The organism is Oceanimonas sp. MB9 (assembly GCF_011319775.1).
Taxonomy (GTDB): Bacteria; Pseudomonadota; Gammaproteobacteria; order Enterobacterales; family Aeromonadaceae; genus Oceanimonas; species Oceanimonas doudoroffii.
Genome location: NZ_VFBE01000005.1, coordinates 665342 through 681273, shown reverse-complemented (window position 1 = coordinate 681273; position 15932 = coordinate 665342). Strand labels below are relative to the sequence as shown.

Genomic DNA, 15932 nt, shown 5'->3' with positions numbered 1-15932 from the left:
AGATCAGGAGATTACAAACAGGGGCTCTCCGAGCACACTTAGATCAGGAGACACTCCCAAACCCGGCGCATCGGTCACTGATGCAAAGCCTTCGCTGACAAAGTAACTTTCGTGGGACAGTTTGGGGCTGACATAATCGGCCAGATTGCACACGTTCATAATGGCGCCCTGATCTGTCGAGGTAGCAAGGTGCATTAGGGCACTGGTGGTGATGTCACTGCCCCAGGTGTCTTCAATGACCATTTTGGTGCCGATTTCCAGGCACAGATCGCGGGCCCGGCGGGTGGCGCTGATACCACCAAACTTGGACAGTTTCAGTGCCGCCGCATCCATGCAGCCCAGCTGATGCCCATGCAACAGGCTGTGAATATCATGCACGCTCTCATCCAGCTTCATGGGCAGGCCCGTGGTCTGCCGCACCACATTGCAACTCTCGATGGTGGCGCAGGGCTGCTCCAGCATCACATCCAGTGATGACAAGGCGCGACCGGCACGAATGGCATCCAGCTGACTAGCGCAGCAGTTCCAGTCGCCAAATACCAGCGGGCCAGTTCCCACGGCGGCCCGCACCGCTTCCATTCGCTCCACATCCCGGCGCCAGTCATTGTCACTACCGAGCTTGACCTGGAATTGACGGATCCCTTTCTGATAACCTTCTTTGGCGATATCGGCCATTTTTTCCGGATCGCTGCAGGTAATGGACTTGTATAACGGCAGCTTTTCGGTTTGCAGGCCGCCAAGCAGGCGGTACAGCGGCAACCCCGCTTCCTTGGCGGTCAGATCCCACAGCGCAATGTCGATGGCTGACTTGGCGTAAACGTGCCCGATCAGGTGTTTGTCCAGCTTGCGCATCAGTGCTTCCGGACCAATGGGATCCGCGCCGATCAGCACCTCGGCCATTTCCGAAATGGCAGGAATGACACCATCGGCATAGGCGGGCAAATAGTGCGGAATGGGACAAACCTCACCCCAGCCACAAATACCGGCATCCGTGTCGATTCTGACGATAATGGACGGTACCGAAAGGCAGACCTTGCCACCGGCCATGTAATAGGGCACATGGCTTTCCAGAGCGATTTTCCACACACTAACTTTGGTAATAGTTGTCATGATGTTCATCCATGAAGGTTGATGTTAGATATCAAGCACCAAAACGTCAGACTTTGCCCGTGACACACAAATACACATGCAATCGCCTTCGGCTTTTTCTTCGTCGTCGAGTACGTTGTCCCTGTGATCTATTTCTCCATCCAGCACATCGGTAATGCAGGAACCGCACAAGCCGGATGAGCAGCCGTAATGAATGTCAAACCCCTTGTCCTTGAGCACGGCAAGAATGGTTTGATCGGAAGGAATTTCTATGTTTTCACCACTTGAATTAATCACCACGGTAAAGGGAGTATTTTCAACATCCCCTTCCGTGGCCGGCGCGGCGAATCGCTCAAAATAAACGGTGCCGCGCTTGTGTTCGGCGCTGACGGTTTGCAGGCGATTCAGCAAGGGCTCGGGGCCGCAGATGTAGTAATGACAATCTTCGGCTTGAGCCAGTACAAAGGCGTCAAAATCAAGAAAACCGTCTACCTCATCGCAATGCAGATGGTAGTTGTCACCCAGCTCCAGTTGGTTGAATAAAGCATCAAAGGCGGCATGCTCATGGCTTCTGACCAGGTAATAAACACTGAAGTCACGACCGGCTTTCTTTAATTCACACGCCATGGAGTAAATGGGCGTTACCCCAATGCCGCCGCCGATCAGCACGATGGGCTCATCACTGCTCTGCAACGCAAAGTTATTGCGTGGGCCGCCAATCTCAATTTCAACCCCCTGCTCAAGCTGATGCATCGCCAGCGAGCCGCCCCGGCCATTGTCCTCACGCTTTACCGCGACAGAAAACGATGTTCCGTCATCCTGCCATTCCCAGACCGAGTAGTTTCTGACCAGATCGGGGCCCAGAAAAACGTCCACATGACATCCGGCTTCAAATGACTCGAACGCGCCATCTATCGCCTCAAAGGTAAAGTTGCAGATTTCATCACTGAGATAATTCTTTTTTGCCAAACGGGCACGAATAGTATCAGCCATGATGTCACTCCTCTTACATCACCAACAATTCAACTCACAATTATCATTTCGGGAGAACATGATGATTGCGCCTCGTTTACTGTTTGTTTTCTCGGGCGGCCACCAGCGCCAGTCGTGCCAGCAGCTTTTCCGCCCGCCGTGCCACCGGCAGATCGATCATTTTGCCGTCCACGGCAATGGCCCCCACGGCATCCCGCCTGGCCTGGGCGAACGCCTCAACAATGCGCCGGGCCAAAACCACTTCTTCCTCGCCGGGAGAAAACACACGGTTAAGCACCTCAACCTGGGCCGGGTGAATGGCAAAACCGCCGGAAAAACCAAGGGGCAACGAGCGGCTGACACTGGCCTCAAAGGCGGCAATGTCGCGAAATTCAGCAATGCTGCCCACGTAACCCAATACCGCAATACCGGCGGCCTTGCAGGCAATGTTCACCTGCATGCTGGGCACCAGCAGGCTGTCCCAGCAGGGGGTCATTTCCATATCAAAAGACAGATCTTCCGTGCCCACGCTCAGCGCCAGCAGGCGGGGGTGTGCTGCCGCGATCTCCGCCGCGTTCAGCAAACCCGCCGGGCTTTCAATCAGGCCGATAATGCCAATGTCCGTTTCGTCCAGGGCGCTGGCCAGGGTTTGCACCTGCAGCGCACTTTCCACCTTGGGCAGCACCACCAGATTGGCGCCGGCGCCGATAACGGCCGGCAGATCCAGGGCCAGTAGATCGTTGGGGGCATTCACCCGCACCGCCGCGTCCTTGCCGGCCTGACGAATTTGTTGGCAGTGCATGGCCAGCGCCTGGCGCGCCTGGGGCTTGGTGGCCGCCGGTACCGCGTCTTCCAGATCCAGTACGATCACATCGGCACTACCCGCTACCGCCTTGCCCACCAGTTTTTCGTTTTGTCCGGGTACATACAAAAGCGAGCGCATGATTCCTGGCGTTTTCATTTGCTTTCTCCCGCCGCCTGCTGAGCGGCCACAAACAGGGAGGTTCGCACCAGCGGCGCCGTTTCATCATTCCGCAGCAGTGCCTTGGCCAGTTCGAAAGGCAGGCCGCAGTCATGTACCTTTTGCAGCAGCTGTGCTTCGGTCATCGGCATATCGGCTCCCCCCGGCACCGCCAGGCCTTCATCCACCAGTTGCTTGCCACTTTCCAGCGTCACCACCAGGGTTTCGGGGCTGGTGGGGCCGATATCACCGGAGTGCCCTGCCGGCAGCTCGTAAAGGTCCAGTTCAACCAGGCCGGTCAACTGGCGCCGCGCCTGATCACGAAACGCCCGTTCGTTAAAGTCGTCCGGCGTCACATGACCACAGAGCAGGCCGGCGGCCACGCAATAAGGAATGGAGAAACGGGCCTCGGCATCGTTTTCAGGCAGACCAAAATGAGCCACCTGATGGAAAGGCCGCGGCATGCGATACTGCACCTGAACGATGGCGTCGCCCGGCGTCAGTTGCGCAGAAATCCGCTCGGCGCTCATGATGGCGCGCTGGGTATAGGCGCAGCTGGGCCACAGCTTGCGAATCACCGGATACAGCCGCACTCCCTGCCCCAGCTCGGCGCGGGCCATGACCTGAGCAAACCCGGGTGAGTCCGAGGTGCCATAAAGGCTGATAAAGCCGGACGGAATATCCCAGAGTTCGGTATTGGCGGTGGCCCCGGCCTTGGCCATCAGGGCCGCCCGAAGGCCGGCCTGGGCGGCCAGGCCTTCGTGAATGGCCTTGGCGTGAGAGCCGGTCTGGCGCAGGGTACCGGCCGAGGAACTGGCCGCCAGCGCCATGGCATGGGCCATGCGTTCGCGGTCAAGCCCCAGGGCACGGCTAACGGCCGCCGCCACGCCCACAGGGCCCAGGGTCAGGGTGGAGTGCCAGCCCTTGTCATAGTGGCCATAACCCAACGCCTGCCCCATTTGCACGATGGCTTCATGGCCGACCAGCCAGGCATCACAGACTTCCCTGATGGACAGCCCGCGGGCAGACGCCAGGCTGAACAGGGCACTGAACAGCGGGCCGCTGGCATGGCTGGAGCCGGACAATTCATAATCGTCAAAGTCCAGGGCATGCACACGGGCCCCGTTCAGCAGGGCGGCACCGCTCAGGGTATGACCCTGTCCGCCACCGACAGCCACCACGCTGCCACTGTCTCCATCCTCCTGCAGGGCTGCCGCCACCGCCAGGGGCTGGTGCATGTCCTTACCCAGGAACATACAGGCCAGGGTATCTACCAGACTGAAACGGGCGACGGCCCGGGCCTCCTGGCACAGCGCCAGATCGGGAGCCGTTGCCCAGGTGCAAAACTGTTCGGAAAAAGCGGATAGGGTCATGGGAATACCTTGTTACTGTTCCAGAAAGACGGCTTCAGCCTGCATCGCCAGCGCGTTGTCATGGCGTCGGGCCCAGAGCTTCATCACGTTACCTTCGCGCCGGCCTTCAATCTTGAAGGAATGGTTGGCGGTGATCGGCGCCAATCCCTTAAAGCTGAAGCGGGCGGGCTGACGTCCCATGGTGCGCGTGGCCAGATCAACCAGCAGGGTGGCGGTCAGCGGACCATGGAATACCAGGCCTTCGTAACCTTCTACATCCCGGGAGTAGTCCACATCGTAATGAATACGGTGGCCATTAAAGGTCAGGGCCGAATAGCGGTACAGCATCACCTCGGTGGGAGACACCGTCTCGACCACATCGGCGTCGTCGGGCGCCAGTTTGGGAGCGGGCTGCGGCGCATCGGCGGCGGGATCTTCGCGGTAAACAATGTCCTGCTCCTCGGTGAAAGCCAGGTGACTACCGGAATAAATCTCGTGCAGCACGGTCACAAAGCACAGGGCACCGGTGCGGCCTTCCTTGTGGGTAATGTTGCTGATGGTTGACACCTTGCGAACCGGCTCCCCCATGCGCAGCGGCGCCAGAAACTCAAAACGTCCACCCGCCCACATGCGCCGGGGCAGGTCTACCGGGGGCAGAAAACCGCCCTTTTTCGGGTGACCATCCCGGCCCAGCAGGGATGCCGGTTTGGCTTCCAGAAAATACAGCCAGTGCCACAGGGGTGGCAGTTCATCGCCTTTTTTCAGCTGCGCGTCCCGATCCAGGGTGGCTTCCATAAAACGGGCCGGTTGCAGGCGCAGTTCGTCCTCAAAGGTTTCACTGCGGCCCAGCCAGTTCATTACGTTACTTTCAGACATTAAAGGCTTCCTTTTGCTGCTGCTTGGTAAATTCCTGACGCACCCGTTCGGTATCGGCGCCGGTCGCCGGAGCATGGCCTGATTCGTGGTGAGGGATGGCGTCCAGCCAACGAATGGGGGCCGCAGGAATGCTGACGGTAGCGCCGTTGTCGGTACCGACTTCCCGACGGCGCAGGGCCGGATGCTGCCCCAGCTCGGCCACGCTGTTCACCGCGCCAAAGGCGATGCCGGCTTCGCTCAGTCGAGCCTTGAATTCGTTCTGGTCAATGGTGCGGGTCACCCCGGTGATCAGCTGCTCCAGCTCCTCACGGTGGCGAACCCGCTCGTTGTTGGACTGAAAGCGTTCGTCCTGAGCAATGGCGGCATCACCCAGCACGATCTCGCAGAAACGCGGCCATTCCCGATCGTTTTGAATGGAAATCAGGGTCAGCGCGCCTTCACGGGTTTCAAATGCGCCATACGGAGCCATGCTGGGGTGTTTGAGGCCCACCCGTTTCGGCGCGCCCTTGCCATATTCCTCGTGCATAAGCGGCACACTCATCCAGTCGGCGGCAACGTCAAACAGCGAAACCGCCAGGGCCGAGCCTTCACCGGTACGCTCCCGTTTCATCAGGGCCTCAAGCACGGCGGCATGGGCGGTCATGCCCGCGCCGATATCACAGATGGACACCCCGATGCGGCCCATCTCATTCACCCCGCCGCTGATGCCGGTCAGGCCGGACTCCGCCTGGATCAGAAAGTCGTAGGCCTTGAGGTGGCGTACCGCTTCACTCTCTCCGTAACCGGTAATGTCCAGGGTGATCAGCCGAGGGTAATCGCGGCGCAGCCGCTCGGCGCCAAACCCGGCCCTGGCCATGGCGCCCGGCGCCAGGTTCTGAATAAAGACATCGGCCTCGGCCAGCAACTGCTCAAGCAGCTCGGCATCGTCCTGTTCACGAAAATTAAGGACCACCGACTCTTTGTCCTGGTTGGTCCAGGTGAAATAAGAGCTGGCGCCCTTGGCCGCCCGATCATAGCCGCGGGCAAAGTCGCCCTCGGCCCGTTCCACCTTGATGACCCTGGCACCGGCCTCGGCCAGCCTGGCCGTGCACAGTGGGGCCGCCAGGGCCTGTTCAATGGATACAACCAGCAAACCTTCCAGTGGTCGCATAAACCCTCCCGAGGATGTAAATAAACAACCCATAAAGCGCACATTTAGTTAACCAATCGGCTACAGGAGGGACTATAAAGACCACGAAAGGGAAAATAAATTGACTTTTTGTTTGCTTGTTGTAAACGTTTTTTTTACAGTTGGAATCTCACCGACATGCCTGGAATGCTGGATATATTGGCTTAAGCATCAAGGTGTTAGGCTTTATTTTTACAACCAGCCAGACCAACCTGGGTCAAACTCGACCGGGTGGTAACACTCCCATAACCCGCGCCCTTGATGACAAGGCGTCCAACATTCGCCGCTCAGGAGTGATGACAGAATGTACAAATTTCCACCTCTTTATGCGTTACGGGTATTTGAAGCGGTGGCCCGCCTTGGAGGGGTTCGGCAGGCGGCCCAGGAACTGTGTGTGACTCCTCCGGCGGTGAGCCACCAGCTGGCCAAGCTGGAGGAATACCTGGAGTCCCCCCTTTTTATACGCAAAGGCCGCAATCTGCTGTTGACCGAGGTGGCCCGCGATTACCTGACCGAGATTCGCCCCAGCCTGCAGGCCATCGGCCGCGCCACGGCCATTGCCTCGCAGAAGAAAAACCGTGAAACCCTGACCATAGCCGCGCCCCCTTCATTAACCACCAAGTGGCTGATTCCACGACTGGCCAGCTTCTTTGCCACCTGCCCTCAATACGATGTTCGCCTGCTGGATCGCATGATTCTGGAGCCGGAAGAAAAGGGCATCGATATCGCCATTGAATACCGCTTTGAGGCCGATCCCCATTTCAAGACACACCAGTTGCTTGACGATGAGATCGTCGCCCTGGCGAGCCCCGAGTATGTGGAGAAACACCAGCTGAACAGCATTGAGGGCCTGCGCGGGCTGACACTGATTGAAACCGAACGCCGCCTGAACTCGTGGAAGTCCATTCTGGCGGACTTTCCCTGGGTCAGGGATCAGCCGTTTTTATCGATGGGTTACTCCCTGCATGCCTTTGAAGCGGCGGCCCAGGGGCTTGGCGTGGCCCTGGGCAACCGGGTCAATGCCCAGGGCATGCTGGCCGCCGGCGAGCTTTGTATTCCGTTCGACATTGATGACTCCCAGCTGCCTCCCCTGCCCCGTTACTATCTCAGCATTCCGCCCCATAAGGAGCGGTGGGCACGTGTGGCCACCTTTGTGGAGTGGCTGGAAAAAACGCTGAAGTCCGAAGGGGTCGACGGTAAGGAAAGTTAACGGACAAACAACGCCTTCAGTCGCTCAAGCATCCATGTATGCAGGGGACTGTGTCGCGTGCGGCTGTGCCAAGCCACAATCACCTCGAACTTGGGAGTCAGGGTGTCCAGCTGCAACGACGCCACCTTGGGATTGGGCAGCAGCCTGGAGGGATAAAATGAAATCATGTCGGTAGCCCCAATAATATCGGGGGCAGCCGAAAAGCTCGGTACCGACATCACGATATTGCGTTTCAGGCCTTGCAGGGCAAACCATTCATCATGAGAGCCACGCAGATTGGCCCGAGAGGGTGACACGATAAGCTGCGGCAGCCGCGCCACTTCCTCCAGGGTCCAGGTTTTTTCCAGACGTTTGGAGTGGCGGGCCGTAATACAGATATGCTGCTCTTCAAACAACACCAGATAATGAATGGAGGCGGGAATAAAGGGGGGAAAGCTCAATGCCAGATCGATCTCCCCGGTGGCCATCAGCTGTTCAAGGTTATCTGACACAAAATCACGTACGATGATTTTCATATTGGGCGCATCGGCCCGTACGCTTTCCAGAAACCGCGGCAAAATGGCCTGTATGGCGTAATCATTGGCGCTGATACAGAAGGTGCCCTGGTAGTGTTCGGGTTCAAACTGCCCTGCGGTCAACAGATCATCAACCTCGCTCAGAATACGCGAAGCCTTGAGCCCCAACTGTTCGGCCAGCGGAGTCGGCACCATGCTGTTGCCCTGGCGTATAAACAGCCGATCGCCAAACAGGGCACGCATCTTGCGCAACTGCTCGCTGATAGCCTGCTGGGTCAGTCCCATTTTCCCGGCGACCCTGGACACGCTGCGCTCCTGCAGCAATGACTGCAACACCCTGAGTTGCTTCAGATCAAACTCACCACTCACAGTTGTACCTTTAACAAGCCACCCTTGTTTCAAATTGTATCATGGCGTTTGTACCATATCGGCCCACCACCATTCATTTGGGTGAATGTCATGACTTCCTTGTTACAGTCGTTCAATCCTGCCACTGGCGATGTGCTGGGTCAGGTTGCAATAACGCCGGCGTCGGTGATGCCCGAGATCATCGCCAATGCCAAACGGGCGGCGCAGTCCTGGCGCCGTCTGACTACCTCAGAGCGCGTGCGCCTCGTTCAGGCGGCGTTTGCCCCCGTCATCGACAGGGCGGAAGAACTGGCTACACTGCTCGCCCAGGAGATGGGCAAGGATCTGCGCCGGGCCATGTCGGAAGTGACCGGTACCGCCTATGCCGCCGATTACACGGCACAAGAAGCGGGCGCCGCCCTTGCCACACGCACGCTGAACGCAACCACCCGGCTGCAATATCAGCCCCTGGGTGTCGCCGCGGTGATCTCCCCCTGGAATTACCCGCTGGCCATGGCCGGCAACCTTATCGTGCCCGCCCTGGTGGCGGGCAATACCGTGGTGTTCAAGCCTTCGGAAGAGACCCCGCTTATCGCCCAGGCCCTGGTTGATATTCTCAACCAGACCCTGCCCGCACATGTACTGCAGATCGTGCACGGCAACGAAGAGGCCGGCAAGGCACTGGTCAACAGTGACATTAACCTGATCGCCTTTACCGGCTCGGTGGCCGCCGGAAAAGACATTATGGCCAGCGCCTCATCGGGCCTGAAACGCCTGGTGATGGAGCTGGGTGGAAATGACCCCATGATCGTCATGAACAACGCCAACATCGAAACGGCCGCCCACTTCGCGGTCGCCAGCAGCCTTGAGAATACCGGCCAGATGTGCACCTCCACCGAACGCATTTATGTGGCGTCCGAGGTGGCGGATGCCTTTATCGAGCGTGTTGTGCAACTCGCCGCCCGCTATAAGGCGGGCCCCTGGAACGAGCCGGGCGTCAAGCTGGGCCCCCTGGTCAACCAAAGGCAGCACCGGCATGTTATGCACCATCTGCAGGATGCCATCGGCAGGGGGGCCCGGCTGCGGCTGGGCTCCGTCGAGCAGGCGCCGCCCTATATTTCGCCCGCGGTGATCACGAATATCACGCCAGACATGCTGATTGAACAGGAAGAAACCTTTGGGCCGGTGATTGCCATCGGTACCGTGAAAGGGCTGGATGAGGCAATAGCCCGGGCCAACCAGTCCCCCTACGGCTTGGGTGCCGTGGTGTTTGGTGGTGAAGGCGCCGAACAGGTGGCGGAGCAGCTGGAAGCCGGCATGGTCGCCATCAACAGCGGCGTAGGCGGCACCGGCGACAGCCCCTGGGTCGGGGCAAAACACAGTGGTTATGGTTTTCATGGCTCGCCGGACGGCCACAGGCAGTTTGCCCAGGTCAGGGTGCTGAGCCGACGCCGTTAGGAGAATAACATGAACATCAATGATTTCTACGTGGTGGCCAGGGAGCCTGGCGCCGAGCATTCGGCCCTGCCCACCTGGGCAAGTGACCGCACCAACCCGGCCCTGCTACTCGACAAGGTTGACTGGGACATTCAGCGTCGAGAGATACCGGAAGTGCCCGGCGCCTTTCAGATTCTTAACGTGCTTTCCCGGGAAGAGTGCGAGCGCCTGATTCAAATTTCGGAAACCCTTGGTTACCTGGAGGATGCGGCCGTCTCCCTGCCCCGCTCGGTTCGCCATAACCACAGCCTGACCTGGGTGGTGGATGAGGCAACCGACAACATCATCTGGGAACGCAGCCGGCCTTTCATGAGTGACCCAGCCGGTATTTTTGACGGCAAGCGGCCGCTGGGCATCAATGCCCGGTTCAGGTTCTACCGCTATGGCGAAGGTGACTTCTTCAAGCCCCATATCGACGGAGACTGGCCGGGCAGCCGTGTCATCGATCGCACCCTGGTCGGCGATGCCTACCCCGATCGCTGGAGCAAAATGACGTTCCTTGTGCTGCTTTCGGACGAGTTTGAAGGAGGCGCCACCGAATTCTGGGTTAACGAGCCGCATTCCCGGCAGACCAGCAAGGTGGGGGTTCGCACGCCGGCGGGCAGCGTGTTATGTTTCCCTCACGGCAGACACCCCATGCACTGCCTGCACAGCTCGGAGACCATTACCAAAGGGGTCAAGTACATCATTCGCTCCGATGTCCTCTTTGAGGTGTGACCCGGTTTAGCACATTTACCTTTGGGAGCATCCATGAATAAGCAACGTCTGCTGGCCGCGGAAAGCGAGTTTTTAACCCTCTACCCCGGCGGATTCTCCCACCCCCTGATGGTTCGTGAAGGAAAAAAGCATCAGATAGCTCAACGCACGGCGCAGGCACAGCAGTGTTTTGCGCCCGAATGCTTTTCCCGGCCACAACAGGTGGCCGAAGACATGATCAAACTGATCAGCCGCTCCTCCATGATCTCCATGTTTGAAAAACCCAGACTCAGGGACTGGGTCAGGGCCATGACCCATCATGAAAGAGAAAGCTACGCCTTTGCCCTGAATGACATGCTGCACGGGGATCAGGAATACGGCTTTAACATCATGCTGGACCTGCTGCGCCCCGCCCGGCTGGCCAAGTGGTCATTGATGACCATTCTGCCTTATTACTATGCGCCCCGGGTGGAGGTCTTTGTTAAACCCACCACCACCAAAGGGGTTATTCGCTTCTTTGAACTGCAGGGGCTGGTTTATAACCCAACCCCAAGCTATCCGTTTTACACCACCTATCGTGAGCAAATCATTGAAATGAGAAACATGGTGGATGCCTCGTTGCAGCAGGATAATGCCGCCTTTACCGGATTCCTGATGATGTCCACCAAAACACTCGGCTAGCCATGTCCCCAGGCGGGGCTTATATGGTGACTCGCCCTGACGAGCCCATGGCACGCGCGGCCGGCTCCATGGCATGTTTTTTGTACATGTACCAGCTCATCAGGCCGGCCAGCACGTTTCCGAATGTGGCCCCGAAAAACAGCCCGCGCAAACCGTACAGCTCGGATCCAAGCCAGATCAGGGGCAGGTAGCAGCCCAACAGGCGCAATGCGGAAATAACCAGCGCCAGCCTGGGCTTGCCCATGGCATTGCACACCGACACCATGATCATGCAAAGCCCCAGGGCACCATAACTTATCGGCACCAGCCAGAGGTATTCAGCCAGAATGGCCGCCGTGGCCCCGTCACTGATCAGCACTCGACTCAGGGGAGCCGACAGGGCGGCCAGCAGCGCGGCCAGGATCAGCTGCCACAGCACCACGAACTTCACCGCCTTGCCCACCAGCAGCCGAATCTGCTCAAGGTCATTGCTGCCACGCAGTCTGCCTATCATGGGTGGCATCGCCATGGTCAGCGCCAGTACCACAATGATGGACATCAGCTCAATACGACTGCCCAGCCCCCAGGCCGCCACCGCGTCCTCGCCATTCACGGCCACAATGGCCGTGGCCAGCATGGCCGACAACGGCGGCACCAGCTGACTCAGGGTGGAAGGCACTACAAAGGAGATGAGGCGTTTCAGCCCGGCGCGAATGCGGGCCACGCTGCCGGGCAGTTGGACCAACCGCAGGCGCGCCATGCTGACCACGAGAATGAGGCAACCGGCACCATAAGCGCAAATGGTGGCCCAGGCCGCACCGGCCAGGCCCATGTCCAGGACAAAGATAAACAATGGGTCCAGCACAATATTCAGCAGGCTGGTCAATACCATCACCATGCCTGGCAGCATGGTTTTGCCATTAGCCCGAAAAATGCTATAGCCAAAATACAACATCGCCCCCAACCAGCAGCTGCCGAGCCACGGCAGCCAGTATGCCCGCACCAAAGGGTAAAGGGCCTCACTGGCCCCCAGCGCGGAGAGGATCAGTTGCTGGCCAGCCCAGATCAGCAGACAAAGCACAAACACCACTGCGCCGCCGGTTGCCAGCACCAGGCTGCCCAGTTGCCGGGCATTGCCCTGCTTGCCGGCTCCCAGGGCGGTGGAAATAATCGTTGTGGTGGCGATACCCAAGCCAACCTGTATGCCGATGATGAGCTGAAACACAGGAATGGTGAACCCCACCGCCGCCAGGGGCTGGGTGCCCAGCTGGCCAATATAGGCACTGTCTACCAGCTGGCTGCTCATGGTGGCCAGCACGCCAATCAGCATCGGCCAGGTCATGCGATATAACTGTCTGCCCAGTGACTCGCCGGGTTTACTCATGCTCTACCTGTTCAGCTCGCCCAAAAGGGCATACAGTATCAAATTCATCAATGGCTTGCTCCAGTACCTAACACCAAACAAAAAATGCACCGCTCAGGGTGCATTTTCGTTATTCGGCACTGGTATTCACGCTTAGCCTCGGGCCTTGCGCAGTTCTTCCATGCGCTTTTCGTGTCGATCGATGCCATCGGTACCATTTTGCAGGTGCTGGCTGGAAAGCTCCTGACCTGACTGTACTGCAGTGAACTGTGCCTTTTCGGCCTGGGATGCACGCAGTTCGGCCATACGTTTCTCATGGCGGTCAATGCCATCGGCATGGGCGGCGCCCATGGCAAACAGGGACAACAGGGCTACGGCGGGCAAGGTTTGCTTACGCATCATTATTCTCTCTCAATATTGTTAGCAGGACTGGTTGCTACCCAAAGAGGCGTCCGGCCAGGACCGGGCAGCAGGCCTCGGCGCCAATCAGTTGGCCGTTATACCGGTTCAGGCCTGTTTTAATACCTGAACCGACAGGCGCAACTCTTCGGCCTTAAAGGCAGAAACAAACGCCTGGAAATGGTCGGACTCGTTATGCGACTGCAAGGCAGCCTCATCGCGCCAGTGTTCAATCACCACGAAATCGCCACCGGTACTGGTGACGCCGGGCAGACCTTCGGCGGCAATGTCATAACAGTCGTATTGCAGACAGCCGGCTTCGGCCTGGGTGGCCGACACCATCTTGTGCAGTGCCGTCCTGATATTGTCTTTTGAGTCAGGCAATACCGTCAGGGTCGCAATCATGCGAATGGAAGAGCCCATGTGTCTTTCCTCATGTGTTGAGGCGGCCTTGCCAATGACATCGTCGCGCTCACTGCAACGAGTAAATTGCGGGGTTGTTAGCCCGAATGCCAATATTCGGGAAATCAGGGGGCGTTCAGGCCCGGGTCACCAAAGAGTAACCGTGGTATTCACCATGGCGCCTGTTCGGTTGACCATGGTGCGAGCCCCCTTTGATGGGACACACAATAACAGGCCGGACTTACCTGAACTATGGGTCAAAAACCAAAAACATTATTCCGTTTTTTAAAACAATCTCGTTCAGGGTGCCCCTGGGGCGCCCGGTGCTTCCGTCTTGATGCAGATTTCTCCCTGTTCATCGATCAGGCCACGACAGCGCTCGGCACTGGTGTCGACAATATGGGTCTGCATAAAATCCAGAAAGGCCTTGACCCTGGCGGGCATCAGTCGTCCGGGAGGACGCACCGCCCAAATTTTGGTTTCGGGCCAGACGCGATAATTCGTCAGCAAGGGCACCAGCCGACCCGCCTTGATGTCCGGAGCGGCATGCCACAGTGCCGTCAGGCCGATGCCCATGCCCGCCACCAGCCACTCCCCCACCGCATTGCCCAGGTTGACCGAAACCGGCCCGGAGACCCTGACATCGTGCACGGTGCCATTCTTGTCACTCAGCTTCCAGAGCCGGTTTTCCCCCAGAAAAAGGCAGGCATGGTGCGCCAGATCCTGGGGGGTTTGTGGGTATCCGGCCCGCGCCAGATACGCCGGTGACGCCACCAGCAGTTGCGGGTTGTCATCAATCTTGCGCGCCAGCAGTGTGGACGGAGCCAGGGCTCCGATGCGAAACGCCAGGTCGTAACCCATTTCGACAATATCCACGACCCGATCCGTCAGGTGCAGATCCAGGGTTACCTCGGGATAGCGGCGCAAAAAGGCCGGAACAAAGGGCACGATATGAGAGCGCCCGAAAGAGGCCGAGACCGTCACTCGCACCAGGCCAGACACCGTGTTGGTGGTATGCGACAACACGTTTCGAGTGGCTTCCACATCATCAAGAATGCGCCGGGCATGCTCCAACAGTATCTCCCCGTCGGGCGTGAGGGAAATGGCCCGCGTGGTACGGTTGAGCAGGGTTACCCCCAGGTCGGCTTCCAGCGCCTTGATGCGCTGCGTGGCATTGGTGGGCGACAGGTTGAACTCGGCTCCCGCCCGTCCAATGGCCCCCAGGCTGGCCACTCGTACAAACAGTTCCAGGCTTTTCAGATCGAGAGACAAGGGCTCCCCCACTCCGTTGGTATCACCATGGTCATGATGATACCCCTTTCTTGCACTCGCGTTGCAAGCCACTTGTCGGCATATATCGCCAGACCGAAACGGTCAATGGTGTCATCATGAGCAGTGGCATTGCCCTTGCAATAACGCGATAATTTCGCCACCGGGGTAGCGGACAAGCGATATGGCCATCAATCTGAATAAACATTTAATGGCATTTATTGATGTGGTGCATTTTGGCAGCTTCAACGAGGCCGCAAAGCACCGTGATATGCCGGCGTCCTTGCTGTCACGCAACATCAAGCAGCTTGAGAAAAACCTGGGCCTGACGTTATTTAACCGCACCACCCGCTCCGTTTCCCTGACCGATGCCGGCAAGGATATTTATCACCTGGCATTACAGGCACGGGATCTGGAGCAGCAAATCAATCAGTCGGCGCAAAACCGTAATCACGTTCAGGGCGGGCACGTTAAACTGACGTGCGCCGCTCATTTAAGCGAGCGTATTGTCCTTCCCGCCATCGCCCAGGTTCGACAACGCTATTCGAATATTACCTTTGAAGTGGATTATGACGACCGCCGCGTCGACATGATAAAAGAGGGTTTTGATCTGGCACTGCGCGTCTGGAAGCCGGAAGACACCACGTTGATCGGGCAGAAGCTCAGTGACTCACGCCTGATGGTTGTTGCCAGCCCGGCCTTTCTAAAGCAGCACGGTCAGCCCGATACGCTGCAGCAACTGGCGTCATTACCGGCGGCCTGTTATGCCCGTCACGGCCTGGTTCGAGACACCCTACGTTATTACCAAAATGACCAGCTGCTGTCGCTCAAGCTGAATATTGGTTATCGCTCCAGCTCCGCCGACTCACTGGTGCAAAGCGCCAAGGCCGGCCTGTTTTACACCATGGTCACCAATCATAACCTTGGCGACGCCATTTCGCGCGGTGAACTGGTAGCGCTGTTCTCACATATTGATTTCGCGGCGGAAGACCCGGTATATGCCATCTACCCCAACCGCGACCTGAGCTTTGCCGCGCGTCAGTTGCTGGAGGCCATCAAACAAGCGTTTACCGCCAGTAACGCCTGATCTCGCCATCGCCATATTACGCACCTTTTAGTTCATAGACACTTATCATTATGAACATTTAAGCCATC

The 15932-nt window shown here is 58.1% G+C and carries 16 protein-coding genes; 5 read left to right on the top strand and 11 right to left on the bottom strand.

What is annotated here, in order from left to right; all coding sequences use genetic code 11:
* Positions 1–3: 3 nt before the first annotated feature.
* From OJHNALOF_RS06450 to OJHNALOF_RS06425, 6 genes are all read right to left on the bottom strand, one after another.
* The gene (locus OJHNALOF_RS06450; RefSeq protein WP_165661525.1) at positions 4–1110 is read right to left on the bottom strand and encodes a mandelate racemase/muconate lactonizing enzyme family protein; all 1107 of its coding nucleotides are present in this window, start codon (positions 1108–1110) and stop codon (positions 4–6) included.
* Between the two features lie 24 nt (positions 1111–1134).
* Positions 1135–2082 (bottom strand): PDR/VanB family oxidoreductase, encoded by a 948-nt coding sequence (locus OJHNALOF_RS06445; RefSeq protein WP_165661524.1) that lies wholly within the window; start codon positions 2080–2082, stop codon positions 1135–1137.
* A gap of 76 nt (positions 2083–2158) precedes the next feature.
* A complete protein-coding gene (locus OJHNALOF_RS06440) occupies positions 2159–3022 on the bottom strand; it encodes a CoA ester lyase (RefSeq protein WP_165661523.1) in 864 nt (287 codons plus the stop codon).
* Complete coding sequence (locus tag OJHNALOF_RS06435; RefSeq protein ID WP_165661522.1) at positions 3019–4395, bottom strand: MmgE/PrpD family protein; 1377 nt, start codon at positions 4393–4395, stop codon at positions 3019–3021. The genes OJHNALOF_RS06440 and OJHNALOF_RS06435 overlap by 4 nt, the downstream gene beginning before the upstream one ends.
* A 12-nt stretch (positions 4396–4407) precedes the next feature.
* Entirely contained in the window at positions 4408–5250 is an 843-nt protein-coding gene (locus OJHNALOF_RS06430) for a MaoC family dehydratase N-terminal domain-containing protein (RefSeq protein WP_165661521.1), read from the bottom strand.
* The gene (locus OJHNALOF_RS06425) at positions 5243–6400 is read right to left on the bottom strand and encodes a CaiB/BaiF CoA-transferase family protein (RefSeq protein WP_094199911.1); all 1158 of its coding nucleotides are present in this window, start codon (positions 6398–6400) and stop codon (positions 5243–5245) included. The genes OJHNALOF_RS06430 and OJHNALOF_RS06425 overlap by 8 nt, the downstream gene beginning before the upstream one ends.
* Before the next feature lie 322 nt (positions 6401–6722).
* Between OJHNALOF_RS06425 and OJHNALOF_RS06420 the strand changes: the two genes are divergently transcribed.
* Positions 6723–7628, top strand: a complete 906-nt coding sequence (locus OJHNALOF_RS06420) for a LysR substrate-binding domain-containing protein (RefSeq protein WP_094199912.1) — start codon at positions 6723–6725, stop codon at positions 7626–7628.
* Here the strand turns inward: OJHNALOF_RS06420 and OJHNALOF_RS06415 are convergent.
* Positions 7625–8512 (bottom strand): LysR family transcriptional regulator, encoded by an 888-nt coding sequence (locus OJHNALOF_RS06415; RefSeq protein ID WP_206063575.1) that lies wholly within the window; start codon positions 8510–8512, stop codon positions 7625–7627. The genes OJHNALOF_RS06420 and OJHNALOF_RS06415 overlap by 4 nt on opposite strands.
* Before the next feature lie 90 nt (positions 8513–8602).
* Between OJHNALOF_RS06415 and OJHNALOF_RS06410 the strand changes: the two genes are divergently transcribed.
* Genes OJHNALOF_RS06410 through OJHNALOF_RS06400 form a run of 3 tightly spaced genes read left to right on the top strand, consistent with a single transcriptional unit; the run spans position 8603 to position 11365 of the window.
* Positions 8603–9949 (top strand): aldehyde dehydrogenase, encoded by a 1347-nt coding sequence (locus tag OJHNALOF_RS06410; protein ID WP_165661519.1) that lies wholly within the window; start codon positions 8603–8605, stop codon positions 9947–9949.
* A 9-nt stretch (positions 9950–9958) separates the two neighbouring features.
* Entirely contained in the window at positions 9959–10705 is a 747-nt protein-coding gene (locus OJHNALOF_RS06405) for a 2OG-Fe(II) oxygenase (RefSeq protein ID WP_165661518.1), read from the top strand.
* 33 nt (positions 10706–10738) lie between these two features.
* Positions 10739–11365 carry a hypothetical protein gene (locus OJHNALOF_RS06400; RefSeq protein ID WP_165661517.1) on the top strand — a complete coding sequence of 209 codons (627 nt, stop codon included), beginning with the start codon at positions 10739–10741 and terminating at the stop codon, positions 11363–11365.
* Positions 11366–11384: 19 nt separating this feature from the next.
* On the opposite strand, the gene OJHNALOF_RS06395 is transcribed toward OJHNALOF_RS06400, so the two are convergent.
* The 4 genes from OJHNALOF_RS06395 to OJHNALOF_RS06380 form a co-directional block, all read right to left on the bottom strand.
* Complete coding sequence (locus tag OJHNALOF_RS06395) at positions 11385–12728, bottom strand: MATE family efflux transporter (RefSeq protein ID WP_165661516.1); 1344 nt, start codon at positions 12726–12728, stop codon at positions 11385–11387.
* A gap of 132 nt (positions 12729–12860) precedes the next feature.
* Positions 12861–13106, bottom strand: coding sequence for a hypothetical protein (locus OJHNALOF_RS06390; protein ID WP_165661515.1), 246 nt, complete (start codon positions 13104–13106; stop codon positions 12861–12863).
* A 108-nt stretch (positions 13107–13214) separates the two neighbouring features.
* Positions 13215–13529, bottom strand: coding sequence for a putative quinol monooxygenase (locus OJHNALOF_RS06385; protein ID WP_165661514.1), 315 nt, complete (start codon positions 13527–13529; stop codon positions 13215–13217).
* Positions 13530–13808: 279 nt separating this feature from the next.
* Positions 13809–14780, bottom strand: coding sequence for a LysR family transcriptional regulator (locus tag OJHNALOF_RS06380; RefSeq protein WP_165661513.1), 972 nt, complete (start codon positions 14778–14780; stop codon positions 13809–13811).
* 208 nt (positions 14781–14988) lie between these two features.
* Here OJHNALOF_RS06380 and OJHNALOF_RS06375 point away from each other — a divergent pair, with 208 nt between their 5' ends.
* Positions 14989–15864: a LysR family transcriptional regulator gene (locus OJHNALOF_RS06375; RefSeq protein WP_165661512.1), complete on the top strand. Its 876-nt coding sequence runs from the start codon at positions 14989–14991 to the stop codon at positions 15862–15864.
* Positions 15865–15932: the final 68 nt, after the last annotated feature.

Bases quoted from the DNA above. Each gene is read 5' to 3' on its own strand.
- OJHNALOF_RS06390 (WP_165661515.1), bottom strand. From the start codon at position 13,106: ATGCGTAAGCAAACCTTGCCCGCCGTAGCCCTGTTGTCCCTGTTTGCC.
- OJHNALOF_RS06430 (WP_165661521.1), bottom strand. From the start codon at position 5,250: ATGTCTGAAAGTAACGTAATGAACTGGCTGGGCCGCAGTGAAACCTTT.
- OJHNALOF_RS06410 (WP_165661519.1), top strand. From the start codon at position 8,603: ATGACTTCCTTGTTACAGTCGTTCAATCCTGCCACTGGCGATGTGCTG.
- OJHNALOF_RS06385 (WP_165661514.1), bottom strand. From the start codon at position 13,529: ATGGGCTCTTCCATTCGCATGATTGCGACCCTGACGGTATTGCCTGAC.
- OJHNALOF_RS06445 (WP_165661524.1), bottom strand. From the start codon at position 2,082: ATGGCTGATACTATTCGTGCCCGTTTGGCAAAAAAGAATTATCTCAGT.
- OJHNALOF_RS06440 (WP_165661523.1), bottom strand. From the start codon at position 3,022: ATGAAAACGCCAGGAATCATGCGCTCGCTTTTGTATGTACCCGGACAA.
- OJHNALOF_RS06425 (WP_094199911.1), bottom strand. From the start codon at position 6,400: ATGCGACCACTGGAAGGTTTGCTGGTTGTATCCATTGAACAGGCCCTG.
- OJHNALOF_RS06395 (WP_165661516.1), bottom strand. From the start codon at position 12,728: ATGAGTAAACCCGGCGAGTCACTGGGCAGACAGTTATATCGCATGACC.
- OJHNALOF_RS06435 (WP_165661522.1), bottom strand. From the start codon at position 4,395: ATGACCCTATCCGCTTTTTCCGAACAGTTTTGCACCTGGGCAACGGCT.
- OJHNALOF_RS06405 (WP_165661518.1), top strand. From the start codon at position 9,959: ATGAACATCAATGATTTCTACGTGGTGGCCAGGGAGCCTGGCGCCGAG.
- OJHNALOF_RS06420 (WP_094199912.1), top strand. From the start codon at position 6,723: ATGTACAAATTTCCACCTCTTTATGCGTTACGGGTATTTGAAGCGGTG.
- OJHNALOF_RS06375 (WP_165661512.1), top strand. From the start codon at position 14,989: ATGGCATTTATTGATGTGGTGCATTTTGGCAGCTTCAACGAGGCCGCA.
- OJHNALOF_RS06450 (WP_165661525.1), bottom strand. From the start codon at position 1,110: ATGACAACTATTACCAAAGTTAGTGTGTGGAAAATCGCTCTGGAAAGC.
- OJHNALOF_RS06400 (WP_165661517.1), top strand. From the start codon at position 10,739: ATGAATAAGCAACGTCTGCTGGCCGCGGAAAGCGAGTTTTTAACCCTC.